The sequence below is a fragment of the Stieleria varia genome, assembly GCF_038443385.1.
GTDB lineage: Bacteria > Planctomycetota > Planctomycetia > Pirellulales > Pirellulaceae > Stieleria > Stieleria varia.
In genome coordinates, this window is record NZ_CP151726.1 from 3,269,591 (window position 1) to 3,286,643 (window position 17,053).

Here is a 17,053-nt window from a genome sequence, read left to right on the forward strand (position 1 = left end):
CACCTGAATTTAGCATAGCCCACGTAGGCGAGTCTCTCAGAGACTCGTCATTCCCACGTCGGCGAGTCTCTCCGAGACTCGCAATTCGCGTCTCGGAGAGACGCGAAAAGCAATCCCCTCAGTCGCGGATGCGACGACAGCATACAGCCTGGGGCGCGAGCCCCAGGTGAACACCGCCCGACGCCGCCAACAAGCCGCGGAGCGGCGACAGATTGCATCTTATTTTCCGCTCGTTCCGAGAGACGCGACTACGTGTTCAAAATCGTCGGTCCACCGCGAATCGGGCGATCGCGATCAACGAATCCTTTGCCGACGAATCCGCCAGCACAGACAAGTGCTGCAACGCGTCTTGCTGATAGCTTCGTGCGACGTGCTCGGTATACGACTTGGCGTCACTCGCATTTAGCCACGGCAAGATGTCTCGCACGCGTTGGTCGGCGGGGCCGGTCAAGATCTGGGTGATGGATTTGCGATCCTTCTCGCTGGCCGTCTCCAACAACCGGATCACGGGTAACGTGATTTTGCCTTGCTGCAAGTCTGTCCCCAGTGTCTTACCGACAGCCCTGTCGTCGCCCCACAGATCCAAATAATCGTCCGCGATTTGGAAAGCAATCCCCACCTTCGTGCCGTAGTCGGCAACGTTTTGGGTCACGTCACTCGACGCGTCGGCGTACACCGCAGCCAATTGACAAGCCACTCGGCAGAGCTCTGCTGTCTTGCCCTGAATCACACTGATGTAGCTTTCAAAATCAAGCTCCAGCTGGTCGCGGGTCAAGACCTGACGCAATTCACCTTCGCAAACCAACCTCGCGGCCTCACCAATCCACTGACAGGCTTGCGTCGAATTCAACGTGGCGGCCAAACGAAAACTCTGCGCGAACAAATAGTCTCCCAACAAGATGCTGGTGTGATTGTTCCACTGCGCGTTCACCGTCGGAACATGTCGACGCGTCGATGCGTCATCCAAGACATCGTCGTGGACCAAGGTGGCGGTATGGACCATTTCCAACACGGTGGAAATCACCACATTGTCTTCGTTGCACCCACCGATCGCCTCGGCGACCAGCAAATGCATCGCGGGACGCAACCGCTTGCCGCCCAACTGCACGCCATGCCTGAGCAGTGGAGCGACCGACTCATAGGGGCTCTGCAACTCTTGTCGCAGGCGGTCTTCGACACACAGCAAGAACTCAGCGACCGGACCATAGAGATGCTGCAAGACGCCGTCCTGGATCGATGGGCTCTTTCCTCGGGTCGCATTTTTTCCTTGCGATAGGTCGGTGCCAGTGTCCATTGAATCAAGGATCTGGTCCATTTTGATCTGGTCCATTTTGATCTGGCCCGATTTGGAGACGAGCTGGCCGCCACCGATTTCGGAAAGCTGATCACGTACCGATGACGTCAAATCCATGATTGATCAAAAGGCTGAAAGCGTTTGGAAATGTTGCGAGCGAGACCAGAAGCCGATCTGGGGCTCTGCGGAACTTCGATGCGTTAGCAACCGCAGAGCGGACCCGAACGTTAACGCTTTCTGCCGTAATAAAAAAGCGGGGATTCCGGCTCAGTCGACCAGAAATCGCGGACGGGACGGACTAAATCCCCCAAATGCGCCGCTGGGGTCCGCCATCTGGATCAACCCGGTCTTCAAGGGCGTCTGGAAATTCAATGAAAATCTGTGGTGAAGGGGAATTCTGGCGAATCCCATTACGGTTCGTGTTCCGGCCATCTCGTCCTGGCTGGAGTTCTTGAGAAAATCGACTGCAAGAATGGTTTTCCCAGCCGATCGACGCTCGCGCAATCGCCGATTCGCTACCTTCACGCAACGGGATTGTCAGCGACAAAATCACCGGATTTGCCACCCGATTTGCTCAGCAACCGGATCGGACCGATCACGGCACTGCGATCCGTCGATTTGACCATGTCATAGACCGTCAAGACGCCGACAGAAGCCGCCGTCATCGCTTCCATCTCCACACCTGTCTTGCCCGTGTTGGCGACAGCAACGACGCAACGCAACCGGCATGGCGAACCTGGAGTCGACGTATGCTGGGCATCCGGTGCATCCGTAGAGTTCTCGATCCACTGAAAATCCACGGAGACGCTGTCCAGCCCGATGCAATGGCACAACGGAATCAAATGCTGAGTCCATTTCGTCGCCCCGATCGCGGCGATCCGAGCCACCGCCAACACGTCTCCCTTGTCCGCAGACCCGCTACGAATCATCTCTGCGGTCTCAGCGGCCAAGACGATATCTGCCGCCGCAACGGCTCGACGCACCGTCACATCCTTCGCCGAAACGTCGACCATGTGAACATTGCCGTCCGCGTCAAAGTGTGTTGATTTCACTGAATGCCACTTGGCTCAAGGTACCACTGCAGATCTTCGTCGTCATCTTCATCATGGCTTTGTCGATGAATCCGATCAACCGCCACAGCGTTGCCTGGCTCCAAACGCTCCGCTTCGCCTGCCTCGTTGGTCTCCCGACGCCGCAGGGCGATCTCGTTCACCACGTTCAAAGCATCCAGCGCAGAAATCCGCAAGTCGCCGTTGACGTCACAGTCCAGCACCGGCAGCACACGGAAATAGATCCTGCCGTCTGAACCTCGGCTCGCGTGCCGAAACAGCAACTCGTTGATGATGTCCAACGCATCTCGAGCCGTCGTCATGCCGTCACCGTTGACGTCAAATGCGTCCACCGGGTTGGTGTACGGTGAGGTATCAGTCAATCGAACAGGCACCGCAATCAAATTGTTTTCTTCATCGGTCTCGGCCACCCGATCCTGGTGATCAACCGAAACGAGTAAGTAGTAGTCACCCAGCGCAGTTCCCTCAGGAATCATCAACGCAGCATCACTGACCACCTGCTCTGCTCCGGCGGCGATGCTGTCCGTCGCGAACGTCGTGATGACTGAATCGCTGTCGTCCAGCACCGCGTCGGTCGACCAGTGAACAGAATGTTCGGTCGGATGTGCCGGTCCAGGTCCCGCGTTGCGAATGATCCAATCCACAAGGATTTCATATCCGGGGGCGCCCGACAGTGGTTCGGGATCGCCGAGTGTTCCATCGGGGTCCACTGGTGACACGGCAGACAACTCCGCCGGCGGCAGAGGGATCGCCAACCGGTTATTGTTCTCGAGGGTCTCCAAGAATCGTTGCTCAGAATCCACCCAAGCGGCGATGTTGGTCGCACCGACAGGCACTGTCTCAAGCATGGCGGCGAAATCAAAAACGACTTCTTTCGACACCTGTGACCCGCCCGCCGGCACTCGCGTGAATCCCGCCTGGGACAAATAGGTTCCCGACTGGTCCACCCAGTACAGCCCTATTGAAACCAGCTCTGTTGGTAGAACATTTTCCGTTTGAAAGTGAAACTGGATCGTGCTGAAATCATCCGAGATGGCCAACGATTGCGCGATCAAATCAGGATGGACGGGGAAGAAAAACGGCGGTGGCAATGTGATTCCGAAACCGCCACCAGGATCCGCGATGACGCGCAAACGGGTCGCGCCGAAGGGCCTTGAATTGACCAACTCAAACGGCTCCAGCTCGACGTTGATCACACCGCTGGCACCGACGATAACGGAAACTTCCGCAGCCAATGCGAGTGATTCTTCGGATTCGTTCGACCATTCCAGACGCAAGGGAATTTCTTCGAATGCCAGCAGGTTCTGAGTGTTCAGCAGGATGGAAACCCGCTGCGTGAACGAGCTGTAGCTGGCCGACAAATTGGTCAACGCTCCCGGCAACGCCAGAAAGACTTCATTGTCCGTTTCATCGGCTTCCGCGAATGCAGCATCCGAGTCGACTATCGCCAACAGACCTGCCCCACCCACTGGTCGACCGGCGACGAAATCATTGCCACTAAACATCACGTCGATCGTTGTATCGTTCCCGACGGTGATCGTTTTCGTCGCCGCCAGTAACATTGGGTTGCCAACGGAATCTGTCCAGTAGAGTTCTGACGTGATCGTTTCCCCGGCAATCAAATGGTCCACGTCCACTCTCATCACGACCGATTGAGGAGATGGACGTTGTAGCGACGTGGCTGTGATAACGGCTTGCAATGGCAGCGTGACTTGATTGTCCTCTTGGTTGACTTCCGGATAGTGATTGCCATCGTCCACCACGGCGATCAAGCCAGCAGCGTCCGCCGGACGATTCAGCGACATCTCGCTGGCGGCAAAGTCCACGGTGGTGAATCGATTGACGCCGGGAACAATGGACTGCTTTGGTGCCGCCGCACCGATCCGGTTGCCTTCGGCATCCGTCCAAAAAAGCTCCACGTCCACGGGGTCCGCAATCAACAGATTCAATGTTTCCACGAGCACGGAAACGTTTTCGTTGTCTGCCGACTGCTCGATGCTTTGCGCGATCAAGAAAGGTTTGATATCCGTCGTACGCTCATTGTTCGACTCATTCGATTCCATGTGGCCTTGCGACTCATCGCCGACAACCAGAATCCCAGCCGCCCCGGCCGGCCGGCTGTACGCGCGTCCGGCTTGAATCACCAGATGATCGTCGCTTCCCTGAGACTGCACAGTCCATTCGTGAATCTTACCAAGGCGATTGTCTTGGTTGTCCAACCAGTAAGCTTCCATCTTCACCGGCACCAACAGACTCGCATCGTTGATCTCGTATCCCGATTGGATCTGGCCGGCCGTTTGGGAAATCGAACGGTTGTACAAATCCCCAAACCAATCGCCAGTTGATGACCATGTCCCCGATGCGGTGCCATAGTAGATGTCAAAATCCTCGACATACCCGCCCACCCCGGCATCGAAATAATCGCAGCCAAGATATCCGTAGGTCCCGCTCCAATCCCCGGTCAAACTCTCGAAGTCACCGACGACGTTTCCGGTAAACGTGCCTTGGTAACCCCAGTCGTCTCCCATCACGACATCGTTCCCGGTGAAGTTGCCGATGCTCAAGTTTCCGGTTCGAGGAATCAGCGTTCGCCCGGTTGTGCAGGGCTGCAGGACTTCCGGTGCCGTGTCGGTCACCGTTCCGTAGACATGAGCGTTGCTGATCGTGCCGGTTTGGCTGCCCACGTTGCTGACGTGCAACAGAATCTCACCGGGCTCCATCTGGATGCGGGAGTTCAGATGCATTGACGTAACGTCGATGCCAATGTCACCCTTCCAGATCCCTGCGGTCAGCAACCGCCTCGATTCAAGTGACTCCACCGAGAGCCGGGATCGTCGCGAATGTCTGGGTCGTCGGGATCGACTCGGCCGCTTTGTCAAAATGGGCATGTTGTCACTCAGCATCAGGAAGCGTCAAATCGGCACCCGACACTTGCCGTGAACACACCAGACAAAGGCGACCACCATCCAGAGGGGCGACAGTCTAGTTGCCGGCAACCTCAGCGGAAAGAGCCAGTTTGGGGAAAGAAACCCGCACCAACCAATGCCCAGGGCGGGACTTGAACCCGCATAGACGTTACCGTCCGGGGGATTTTAAATCCCCTGTGTCTGCCAATTCCACCACCTGGGCAGGTGCTGTGTTTGCGAGCGCATCGGGACCGATTGCGGTTCGCTGAACGATCGCGAAATCCCAAGAGTGACCATTGGGTGGCCGCTCGTGTTCGCTTCTAGCCGAGAATCTTATCGCCCCGCCCGCCGCCTGACCAGAGATCGCCATGTGACCGATGACATGTTCGCAAAGATCGGTGCAAACGAACGGCGTTGAGCCAAGAGGCGCATGAGGATTTACCTGTGGTGGACGAGGTTGCGAGTCCTCAACGCGGTTTTTCGCTGCAGGGACTCGTGACCTCGTCCACTACGGCGGATACAGATTGATCTGCCGCTCGCCTGAGCGAGTACACCGTCCATGAATAGTTGATGTACAATCAAAGACCTAATCTTCGCGAAAACATAGGCATGTGCCGGCTTCACGCGGTTCACCGTCGCATTCGCCAGATTGGGCAGCCCGCCAAGTCCCAGGTAAAGAGACCGGCGAAACCAATACGCTTTTTCCAACGACGTGATTGCGATGAATTACAAGTTCACTTGGATCGACAAAGATTCTGGGCAGCGTTTGAGAAGTTGGGTCCGAACACTTCCCACGCAGATCGGTCGGGGCATCTTCACCGACATCTGTATCGACAGTGGCTCCATCAGCCGCCGACACTGCGAGTTCACTGAAAACAAAAACGGCGAGCTGGTCGTTGCCGATTTGAATTCCAAAAATGGTGTGATGATCGACGGCAAACTGGTCAACGAAGCAGTCGTGCCGCCGGGAGCAGAAATCCGAATCGGGCTGGTGACCGTTCAAGTTGAGCCCACGGACGAACCAGTGAACCGAGAAGCCGAAGCCGCTCAATTCGGCCAACAGCATGCCGATGAGACGCAAGCCGTCAGAATGATCACCCCCCAAGACGACCGCTACGAAATTGATTAGGCGTCATCACGAATCTTAACGGTCACGACCTCGAAGCTTGGGTGAGATCGAATGGAGCCTTCAGCGACATTCGGGAGGAGGGCTGTCTGCGCAAGCCAATGATTGGCGATGGCAAGACGCTTGGCGAGGCACGCTATCGACTTGGAAAGTCGAGCGACGATTGTCGTTCGACTTTCCAAGTCGAAAACGAACGACACCATCCGCCCAAACACGAACCGTTCGCGTTGTACCGTTCGCGTTGTACCGTGCTGCAAAACGGTTACCTCCCCAGCTACACTGAGCGGCGCGACAGAAACCCGCAGAGCACCGTAGTGCCACAACCCCAAGATCTTGAACAACCAAGAACCAGGCCGCAGGAAAACGGTTCGCGTCACCCCGAGAGGCGATCGCAGCTGGACGATTCACTTCGCGGGGAATTCTGGCGAATCCCATTACCCGTAGATCTCGCGATCAGCCTGCGTCCTTATCTTTCCTCCGCTTCTTTCGTCGGCGTTGTGTGATCAGTGCGTGCATGACATCGCTGCGGCGAACCACGCCCAGCAGCTCAGGGTTGTCACCATCAGTGACGACAGGAATGCAGTCGTCTGTTTCGTCCTGGAATAGCTCGAACGCTCGCGCCGCTGGATCGTCACAGTGCAAACACACTGTGCTTTCGGAAATCAAATCTTCCGCCCGAACCAATTGTGATGCTGCGTGATCAAACATCACATCACTGAGCAAGGGATAGCGAATCACGCCCACCACGCTCATCTTGTCGTCGACCACGGGATACGTGTTGTCGTGGCTATGTTCGATGTGTGCAATCACGGCGTCGAAGTCCGATGACTGGTGAATCCCTTTGGTCTTTCTCAGCAAATCGCGAACCTTGACCTTTGAACTCGGCGGCTCGGCCGGTCCATCACCCCGTAACGCCGAACGAAACCGATCCACCAAAGCTTGGACTTGCCCCAACGGAGTCAAGTTCGTGTGATGGATCGCTTGAGCCAAGGGCACCTCGCCGGTTTGCAGCAACGCTTGGCGAATGAAAAGGGGCCCGATGATTTCAAACAGCACGACGGATCCAAGGATGATGTCCTGAATCGGCTTGCCCAGTTCCGGCGACCGCTCCACCGCGATGGTTGACAACGCAATTGCCGCACCGGCTTGTGCGAACAGTGCTGCGCCGCCCCAGTTTCGCACTTCGGGTGATTGTTTGGAGATCTTGGCCGCTGCGTAAACGCCCAGCCATTTGCCCGCCATGCGGAACACGATGTAGACAGCCCCCAGGGTGCCAGCGGCGATGAAGGCACGGACATTCAACTGGGTGCCGTGTGCAGCAAAAAACAAAACGGCCAACAAGCCCGAAAGGTGATCCAGTTCGTCCACGATCTTGGATTTAAAATCCGACGTGTTGGCAACCGTCACCCCCATGACCAGGAACGTCACCATGTACGGAATATGAGTTGACTCGCTGACGCCTAGTAGAAACGTGACCACGGCGACCAGCAACACCAGCCATCGCTTCATCGCCAGAAACCCGCATCCGTAGCTGATCGCAACGCCACCCAGAACCCCCAACACCACGCTACCAGCAAGGTGCATGACCAACACGCCGATTTGGCTGCCGACGGATACGTCCAAGTCTCCTTGCAGAAACCGCACGCCTAGAAACGCGCATTCGAACATCACGATGCAGGCAAAATTATTCATCGCGACCATGAATCCCGTGCTTTCGGTCACCGGGCCTTCGCTACGCAACTCTTTGAGCACCAAAATGGTTGTTGCCGGTGCCGTTGCAACGGCCAGACACCCCAGCAACAACGCCATGTCGGTGGGACAACCGAACAGCGCAAGTCCGATTGCGACGAGGATAAACGTGCAACCGATCTCGGAGATCGACAGAAACGAACAGTGTTTGGCGACACGCCTCACTTTCTTGATCGTGAACTCACAGCCCAAATTGAATAACACGATCGCCATCGCCAGTTTCAACACGATCTCGAGATTCGAAACATGTTGTTCCGGAATCCAGTTGAGAGCACTGGGGCCCACCAGCAGACCGACCAAGAGGTAAGCGGTGACCTTGGGCAAATGAAAGAAATCCGCGAACACGCCGGCAGCTAGACAGACACCCAATAACAGCCCCAGGCTGCTTGCGATATGGAAGTCAAAATCACCCATGAATGTCCCAATGGAGTCGCTTTCGGACGGCCGCGTCGGCGGGTCTTGTCCCAAAATCCGACCAAACAGCATCGTGCTCGTGGGCCAAGTTTACTCGAATCGACGACTCTCTGTCGTCCCGGATTCGGCCCCAAAGTCACTTCTGACGCAGCAAATAGCTCACCACGTCCAGTAACTCCTGTTCGCTGAGCGACTCGTCCAACCCCGCCGGCATCGTCGACACGGAACTCGGCGTGATCTGCTCGATCTCAGTGAGCATCAATGTCACAGTCTCGCCACTGGCGATCTGAACCTGGATCGATGAGGCGGTCTCGCCAACCAAAAGCCCGGTCAATACTCGACCGCTGTGGGTCAAGACCTGATAGGTTCCATAGTCTCGCACGATGCTGGCCGACGGGAACACGATCGATTCCAGCAAATCGTCGGCCGAGCGATTGGCTCCGATCGTGGTCAAGTCCGGACCGACGGCCTTGCCGATCTCCGCGATCCGGTGGCACGAACTGCACTTTGCTTTCTCCCCGACAAAGACACTGGCGCCTCGCAGAGGATCCCCCAGTTCCAAACGACCGCGCAGTGCCTCCAGTCGCGCCAGACGCTGTTGACGATGTGATTTCAGTTGGTCCAACAATGCGTTGGCGCGCTGGAGTGTTGCCGGGGGAAATTTCTTAACGACATCCGAAAGCTCACTTTCCGCCAACGACCACTTCGCCTGTGCACCATCAATCGCGTCGATGAAACCCACCGCCGTCGGCTCGTCCACCCCACGCGCATACACGCGCAACAACACTCGCAACTCGGCCGGTGAAACGCTGGTCAAAAGCGGTGTGACCTGCTGCATTTGACCGGACGACAGTCTCGCATCGGCGATCGCTTGCGCCGCCAATTGAGTCGCCCGGGGCGAGACATTGAGTTCAATGATCTCTATCAATCGGTTCAGGATTACATCGTCCAAACGACTGCCATCCGTCGCGATCGCCGACATGGCTTCCACGCGAATCGGCAAAGCGAACTTTTCATTCGTAGCGATCTGTTGCAACTCCTCAGCGAAGTGATTCCCACGCATGGACTTGACGGTCACGATCGTTTCGCCCACTTCGGACTCCAAACGGCTGATCAGTCGCTCACGCAACGGCTCCAGCCAGCTCGCATGCGGCTCGCTTGGGCCGGCCTGCCGGATCGCGGCAAGTACGACACGTTCAGCGGCCGGCGCAACATCATTCTGTTGTAGGATTTCGCCCGCCAGTTCTGCGACGTTCGGCTGGGAAATGAATGCCGCCATCAGCACCCCGGCTTGTTCGATCGACCGCAACGTCACCTCATCAACCGTTGACGGATCCTCGCTCTGGGGCGAGCTATTCGACAGTGTCGTTTGCAGTAACCGTCGGACTTCCGCGGACCACTCAGGGTGCCCGCTCGTGATCCGAACGCACTGCCGCACCGTTTCCTCGTCGTCTGAATTCAGACCCATCATCACATCACTGAACTGCAACGTAACGTCCGGCATCTGATCGCATGCGACCAACAAACCACGAATCAAACGAGAGTGGACCGATTCCGATGACCGTATTTGGCTCAAGGCCGATTTCATTGGCTCGGACCGCCCGATCTCCAACAACGCATAAACGATAGCGTGTTCTTCGCTGCGATCCATCTCGTCGTGTGAAAGTGATTCCAGCAGGTGAGCGACATGCGCGGCGTTTCCGATCATCCCCAACGAGGTCGCCGCTTGCCGACGAACCGCCGCGACAGGATCGCTCAACATCGAAACGAGCACTTCGCCGTCTCGACCGTCGTCACTGCCACCTCCGACACGCCCCAGCCCATAGCAAGCAGCCTGACGGATCGCTGCATCGCTATCCCGCAGACCGACATGCAGTGCCGCAGCGGCCGCGTTTCGCAACACGTTCGCTTCACCCAAACGCGTCAATGCCCAAATCGCATGGGTGCGGATTCGAATGTCTGCACGCTTCAACGCCGTTTCCAGCGGTTGGACTGCATCGCGACCACGCGAGACACAATGATCGACGGCTTGTTGGCGTACGCTGTGACGCGTGTCGTTGAAAAGCTTGATCAGCTCGGCGACGGATAGGCTTGTCCAATCGATTCGCCGGCCTCGCGGATCGACCATGCGTGTCATGCCGTCACGGCTGATCCGATAGATTCCTCCCAGCAAATCGGGCTTGGCAAACTGAGACGTCGGACAGCCGCGATAAAACCAGCCTCCGGTATCAATCACCAACAAGCTGCCATCGGCGTCCTCGATCACATCGGTGGGATGAAACTCACGGCTGGGTGAATGCAAGAACTCATGTTGCGTCACACGGTACGTCGAACCCTCAGGCTGCATCGACAGCCGGACGACTTTGCCGCTGTTAAAAAACGTCACGAACAAGTCATCCGTCATGGAGTGGTCCATCACGCCGCTGCGATAACGGGTGATTCCCGAAACGGCGACATGGCCGAATCGATGAGCAGGCCCCAACAGATCCCCCGTCACCTGGACTTCTTTCAAGACACGTTCGCGATGCGGATATGTCCCTCCGTGCAGCCAATGCACCAGGCAATCCACGCGAGGCCGCGTGTACAGAATGTTGACGGTCCCCAGCATGTCTCCGGAGTCGGTGAAGTCAATCTCAACCGGATTGTCCATGCCACCGCCGCAGTGAATCCTACGATCGGTACCATCGGTCTTGCAGGAAAACAGATAGGAACCTTCGCGGCTGCTGACCACCTGCCCCGACTCGTCGGTGAACTCGTGTCCGTGGTAGCCGTCGGTCCAGTAAAGCCGCCCGTCGGGACCGAAGAAACACCCGTGAATGCTGGCCGCATTGCCGTTGTAACCGAACTGAGAAACCAGAATCTTTCGCTCGTCGGCAACGCCATCGTCATCCGTATCGGTCAGTTTCCAAATGTTTGGCGGCGAAGCCACGTACAGCGAACCGTCGTGCCACACGCCGCCCATGGGAAAAGTCATCTTGTCGGCGAACACAGTGAACGAATCAAACGTTCCGTCGTCATCCGAATCCACCAGCCGATGAATCGCGTTGGGCAGATGAGCCTCCAACTCGTCGTTGGTCATGTTCACGCCGGCGTTGTTACAGACGTACAAGCGTCCTTGATCGTCAAGGCAACCCATCGTGGGATGAGTCACCAACGGCGGCCCCGCGACCAACCGCGCCGAATAGCCCTCGGGCAACTCGATCGGGGCGGGTTGAAATCCGCTGGGCAACGGCGGTGGGTTCACCGAGGTCAACTGCGCCAGTTCTTCGTCGATCCCATCGTGCAAGTGTGCTTGCGAGATGCCGCCGTTCCACAAGTCATATTTGGGCGACGCATGTTGATCATAGAAACGATCCATCCGACGTTTGAGTTCGTCCCTCAGTCCCGTGTGCTGTGTCACGTTGACCAAATTGGTGAACTCATCCGGATCAGCAACGAGGTCGTACAACTCATGCGGCCCATTGGGATGCCGATGCACGTACTTGTGAGACTCCGTACGAATGCACCTCAGGTTTTCGAATTCGTAGTAGACCGCATCGTCGTTCGTGGCTTGATGATCGGTGCTCTGTTCTGCCGTCAGGATCCGTGACAAATCACAACCGGGCAACGTTGGCCGCAACGGCATGTGCGCCTGCAAACCCAAGTATCCCAGCATCGTGGGGACAAAGTCATAGTTCGCCGTCATCTGATCGACTCGCGAGCCCGCAGTGATCTTGCCCGGATGACGCCAGATGTACGGTATCTGCATCATGCCGTCGCGGGCCGTCAACGGCCGAGTGTGGTCGCCCATGCCAAAGAAGCCGCCATGACCGCCCACCCAACCTTGATCGGCTGCAAACACAACGACGGTGTCTTTGTCCAAACCCTTGGCCGCGAGTGTCCGCATGATTTCGCCCACGCCGTCGTCGACTCCGCTGACTTCCGTCGCCACGCGTCGAATGGATGTCGGGTTGTTGATGAAATCCAGATTATTGAGCTGCCAAGGATGCGGCTTACCTCGCGGAAATGAAAGTAATGGCTGCTGGGCATAAAACTCTGCATGACGATTCTGGCCATCTCGCAACAGCAACCGACTCAGCGCGTAGGGTCCGTTGTAAGCGAGAAACAAAAAGAACGGCTGCTCTGGCTCGGCTGCCTGCTGCTCGATGAACCGTACTGCATGTCGCGTCCAAAAATCGGTCAAATATTCCGGCTCAGTTCGCAGCTTGCCGTTCTCGATGACCTGCGCACCATAAAAAGTGCTCGTGCCCCCATGCGGCATCGTGATCCAATAGTCATCAAGACCTTCCTGCGGTGACTCGTTCGCGCCCAAGTGCCATTTGCCGACCAATCCACAGTTGTAACCCGCTGCCTTCAGGATCTCTGGCAACGAAGTGAACTCGTCGAGCGTGCATCTTGCGTTGGGGCCGGTTTGCAAGGTGCCCGCACGCAAAAAGGAATGCACTCCGTGTTGAGAGGGGATCAAGCCGGTCAGCATCGTCGCCCGAGTCGGTGAGCACACTGGATTGGATGCAAACGCGCGTGTGAACAAAGTGCCTTCGCTGGCCAAACGATCGATGTTCGGCGTTCGAATCTCTGGGTTGCCGTAACAACCCAGCGTCCACGCACCATGATTGTCGGTCAGGATCAGTACCACGTTGGGTGGCTTTGCGGACTCGGCCTGCTTGACCAGACAGATCAGACACAAAGCCAGAAACAATGACGTGCGTTTCATGTTTTCACACTTGATAGGTTGTTGCCAATCATTCCCAGCCCACCGGTTGTGTCCAAGCTTGTTGCTTCTGATCCTTGAAGGACGGATCGGAGTGATCTTGGCTGCTGGTCACGACCGCGCGGACATACAGCTCGGTTCCGGTCATGGTGTAGCTGGATGAAGTCTCAGAGCTGGAAGCGACCACCACGCCGATCCGTTTTTCTTCGGTTTCAGCTTCCCGTAAAGTCGCGATGAACTTCGTTTCGTAGGTCACTCCGGGCTCCGCTGCGATCTTGACCGTCAGCGTTTGTGAATCAGCTTTAAAATTCACATCGCTGAGCGTCACGCCGCTGGAAGCATAGAAGTCACCGGCACGCATCGCAGCGATCAGGTGCTCTGGCGTCAAGAATCGACTGCGTACCATCACCCAACCACGACCGGGACGCGAGCCGGGTTTGCCGTGATATTCGTGGCTGTCATCCGTCGCGATCCCCATCATCGGCGGCACATCTAGATTCGTGCGTCGGATCGCGTTGCACAGATCCCACATCCGTTCAATGCTTGGATGGTCGTCGTCGCCCAACTGATTGACACCAGGATGTCCGTTGTAGACTTCAAAGAATCGCTCCGAGACCACTGCCGCCAAGTCCTCTGCGGTGACGGCATAGCCAAAGTTCGGGTGATTGATGTGGGGCAGCACGGATCTGCCGTGATGCTTCTCGTGATCCAGGATCGCTCGCAAGTTATTCTGCATGGCCTCTCGCACCGTCTCACCGCCAGCCGGCTTGAGCGCCTCGGCCAAATTCGTTGCGTTGATGTGAACCGGTTTGCCTTCGGCGCGATCGCTGATTTCCTCCGCCGGGATCAGGATGAACTCGCCGCTTCGCTCCAGCAGATAACGAAACTCATCCAACGGCTTCAGACGTACTTCTGTGCCTCCGGATTCTGCTTCGCGTGTTTCCACCCAATGGTTACCAAACCGCGTGGTGTAGCGTTCTAGAATCCCATCGTCGCTGCGATCGGTGATCTTCTTCAGCGACATCCACCGCTGGCCTTCGCTGAGCACATTGTGATCGGTGAGAGCGAGGAAGTGGTAACCGCGGGTTCGGTACCAATCGCCGATCATTTCCGGAAACTCATCGCCGTCACTCCACAGCGAGTGCGTGTGCAGGTTTCCCTTCCACCAACGCGGTTGCCCAAAGTCCACCGGTTCATCCGCGTGGGAGACCGTCGAAACACAGATCGCGACGGCGACGAAACAAAGGGTCCAGATGCGTGACATGATGTTTCCAGAAAGGGAGAGGTGGGACAGTGTAGTGGGATTCGCCAGAGTTCCCGTCGCCACGATTCGCTAACGAATTTCAACTGACGACTCGTGGCCGGCGACTGACCATTGTAGATGACCGCTCGATCACCATGTTACCGACGAGAGGCCTGGTATTCTGCACGTGCCTCGCGAATGTCTCTGCCTGAGAAAGGGAAAAAACGGTGACATGGCACCAGTCGCCAAAGGAGAAGCCACAACAGGAACCCCGCAAACCAAATCGTCACAACTACGAAAAAGATAGAAATCATTAGACTGCGGGCGTTTTGTTCCAGTTCATCTGGTACGGTCAAGAAAGCTCCAATGAGAAACAAGGTGTAGCCGACTCCAATGCCGAAAGCCATCACGTTCCTCAGGAATCGCTGTGGAATCAGCATACGAAGCCGATGTCCGCAGTTGAGACATCGATCGTTTCGAAGCCAGTTGCTTTTGTACCGCGAGTCACAAATCGGACACCGATCACGAGAGAGTTGAATCACCTCGCCGTCGGCTCCATCAGCGGCATCGGTTTCTCGGGGAGCGACATAGGGGTTGGTGTCATGCATTGGAACTGGACTGCTCAAAGTTTGGGGTTGACATTGTTTTTTCAGTCCGTGTTTTTGTTCCATGCATCGCAATCAAAGTGAGCCTCAGGCGCTAGCCGTGGGCCGGCACCACAATCCGCCTCAGGCCCACGGCTAGCGCCTGAGGCTCACTGGGGCCACCGGCTGCGCCGGCAGTAGGGACATACACTTGCGCAAACCCAAAAAGACACAACACCAAACTTTGAGCAGTCCAGCGCTAGCCGCAGGCCTATTGGTGTTGACGAAACCCTTCGAGGCCCGTGGCTAGCGCCATCGGCTCACAGACACAACGCAACACGACTAGTTCAGCAGTCTCCGAACTTGGGGGAGGTCGAGCAGAGCCCTTGAGGCGAATGCGAGGGAGGAGGGCCGTCTGCGCAAGGCACCGATTGGGATGGGCAAAACGTTTGGCGGGGCACGCTATCGACTTGGAAAGTCGAGCGACAGTCGTTCGACTCTCCGAGTCGAAAACGAACACTACCCTACGCCCAAACACAATCCATTCGCCCTATGCCCTGACAGAAACTTGCGAAAGCCGAAAATGCCACAACCCTCAACTTCATCAAAAAACCTCGCCCGCCGAGGGCGGACGAGGCTGCGATAAACAGTGAGTTGCTGTCAACCTATTGGTTCAGCTGTTCCTCGATGACTTCTTTCATGTCACGCGTACCCAAAGAACCCCACAACCCGTAGGAGCTTGCGGTTCCAGCAGGCAGACCCGGTGCGTCACGGCAGACGGTATTGGCCTCAAGATTGCCAGTTTCGACGCTGTCGGTCATGAACACCACGGCTCCGTCGCCCATCAACACGTGAGCACCACCGGAGTGGCGGCTACCCGCAGTTGAGATCACGCCAGAGTGATTGCCGTCGCCACCATCATGCACGCAACTGGGAGAGTTCGGAGGCAGAATGGTGTGGAAGGCCGTGTAGTACGGCCGCGAATCAGCCCAACGAGTGGCCTTGCCCTGAGACAGGTTGGCACTGACCGTTGCAGCTGGATCGTAGAACTGGGGACGAAGTGGATCGATGTGAGCACCTTCCTTGCAACGAGCCGGAGTCAAGACGGTTTCGTTCGTGTTGATCATGGTGGTGATGTTGCGAACGAAATCCGCACTGATCTCACGCTTGCCACCGGACGTGTTGACTTCGCCAGCAGCAATCGTGTTGGAAAGACCATCGAGAACGTCACGGAACTTAGATTCGTTACGATTCCAGAAGAATCCGCGTTGTGCCGAACGTGCTCGTGTCACAGCCCAGTCTTCGTCACGGTTGTTCTGGTTGCCCCAGAAACCGTAATCGTTGATCCCGCCATTGTGACCTCGGTCATTGGCGTCACCGACGCAACAAGCATAGTTCGTGCGTGCAAGTTGTCCTGGACCACGAGCTTGTCCCGAGTCACTGGGACAACGGTAGGTTGGAACCTGAGTGACCCAAGGCACATAAGTGGTGACCCATGGACAAGGCCCCATCGCATGCCACGCACCATTGACGGTGCCAGGCAAGGTTGCGCCAGCAGTGACCTGCTGACTGGGGTTGGAGATTTGCTCCCACAATGCTTGCTGCTCGATGTACGGCAGGATAGGCACCAACCAACTGAGAAACAGCCGGTTGGATTGGTTGGTCGCGTCCGTCATGGATGGGACTCGCTTGCTACCCGTTCCGTTGGTGGGCAACTGCTTGAACGAGCTGTGGTAGTTCTGAATCCCAAGACCGATTTGCTTGAAATTGTTACTGCACGACATACGTCGCGCGGCTTCGCGTGCTGCCTGAACCGCTGGCAGCAGCAAGCCAACGAGGATGCCAATGATGGCAATCACGACCAACAGTTCCACCAACGTGAAACCCGATCGCAAAGAATGAGTTCTTTGCATAGAAGACTCTCCTTGAATAGAAAAACACCAATTGAAAACAGAA

The 17,053-nt window shown here is 56.6% G+C and carries 8 protein-coding genes and 1 tRNA gene; 1 reads left to right on the top strand and 8 read right to left on the bottom strand.

Annotated elements, in window-relative coordinates:
- Positions 1 to 256 precede the first annotated feature (256 nt).
- From Pla52nx_RS10845 to Pla52nx_RS10860, 4 genes are all read right to left on the bottom strand, one after another.
- Entirely contained in the window at positions 257 to 1,411 is a 1,155-nt protein-coding gene (locus Pla52nx_RS10845) for a polyprenyl synthetase family protein (protein WP_231742191.1), read from the bottom strand.
- Positions 1,412 to 1,815: 404 nt separating this feature from the next.
- Positions 1,816 to 2,346, bottom strand: coding sequence for a cyclic pyranopterin monophosphate synthase MoaC (gene moaC, locus Pla52nx_RS10850; RefSeq protein ID WP_261344264.1), 531 nt, complete (start codon positions 2,344 to 2,346; stop codon positions 1,816 to 1,818).
- The gene (locus Pla52nx_RS10855; protein WP_197454838.1) at positions 2,343 to 5,108 is read right to left on the bottom strand and encodes a CARDB domain-containing protein; all 2,766 of its coding nucleotides are present in this window, start codon (positions 5,106 to 5,108) and stop codon (positions 2,343 to 2,345) included. Before Pla52nx_RS10855 ends, moaC begins: the two co-directional genes overlap by 4 nt.
- Before the next feature lie 299 nt (positions 5,109 to 5,407).
- Positions 5,408 to 5,493 (bottom strand) — tRNA-Leu (locus Pla52nx_RS10860).
- Between the two features lie 498 nt (positions 5,494 to 5,991).
- Between Pla52nx_RS10860 and Pla52nx_RS10865 the strand changes: the two genes are divergently transcribed.
- Complete coding sequence (locus Pla52nx_RS10865; RefSeq protein WP_146521698.1) at positions 5,992 to 6,399, top strand: FHA domain-containing protein; 408 nt, start codon at positions 5,992 to 5,994, stop codon at positions 6,397 to 6,399.
- Positions 6,400 to 6,849: 450 nt separating this feature from the next.
- On the opposite strand, the gene Pla52nx_RS10870 is transcribed toward Pla52nx_RS10865, so the two are convergent.
- From Pla52nx_RS10870 to Pla52nx_RS10885, 4 genes are all read right to left on the bottom strand, one after another.
- Entirely contained in the window at positions 6,850 to 8,559 is a 1,710-nt protein-coding gene (locus Pla52nx_RS10870; RefSeq protein ID WP_197454839.1) for a cation:proton antiporter, read from the bottom strand.
- Positions 8,560 to 8,695: 136 nt separating this feature from the next.
- On the bottom strand, positions 8,696 to 13,273 hold the full coding sequence (locus Pla52nx_RS10875; RefSeq protein ID WP_146521700.1) for a PVC-type heme-binding CxxCH protein: 4,578 nt from the start codon (positions 13,271 to 13,273) through the stop codon (positions 8,696 to 8,698).
- Between the two features lie 28 nt (positions 13,274 to 13,301).
- Complete coding sequence (locus Pla52nx_RS10880) at positions 13,302 to 14,534, bottom strand: hypothetical protein (RefSeq protein WP_146521701.1); 1,233 nt, start codon at positions 14,532 to 14,534, stop codon at positions 13,302 to 13,304.
- 1,228 nt (positions 14,535 to 15,762) lie between these two features.
- Positions 15,763 to 17,010 carry a DUF1559 domain-containing protein gene (locus Pla52nx_RS10885; RefSeq protein WP_146521703.1) on the bottom strand — a complete coding sequence of 416 codons (1,248 nt, stop codon included), beginning with the start codon at positions 17,008 to 17,010 and terminating at the stop codon, positions 15,763 to 15,765.
- Between the last annotated feature and the right edge of the window lie 43 nt (positions 17,011 to 17,053).

Coding starts and splice junctions, on each gene's coding strand:
- Pla52nx_RS10880 (WP_146521701.1), bottom strand. CDS start 14,534: ATGTCACGCATCTGGACCCTTTGTTTCGTCGCCGTCGCGATCTGTGTT.
- Pla52nx_RS10885 (WP_146521703.1), bottom strand. CDS start 17,010: ATGCAAAGAACTCATTCTTTGCGATCGGGTTTCACGTTGGTGGAACTG.
- Pla52nx_RS10845 (WP_231742191.1), bottom strand. CDS start 1,411: ATGGATTTGACGTCATCGGTACGTGATCAGCTTTCCGAAATCGGTGGC.
- Pla52nx_RS10865 (WP_146521698.1), top strand. CDS start 5,992: ATGAATTACAAGTTCACTTGGATCGACAAAGATTCTGGGCAGCGTTTG.
- Pla52nx_RS10855 (WP_197454838.1), bottom strand. CDS start 5,108: ATGCATCTGAACTCCCGCATCCAGATGGAGCCCGGTGAGATTCTGTTG.
- Pla52nx_RS10870 (WP_197454839.1), bottom strand. CDS start 8,559: ATGGGTGATTTTGACTTCCATATCGCAAGCAGCCTGGGGCTGTTATTG.
- Pla52nx_RS10875 (WP_146521700.1), bottom strand. CDS start 13,273: ATGAAACGCACGTCATTGTTTCTGGCTTTGTGTCTGATCTGTCTGGTC.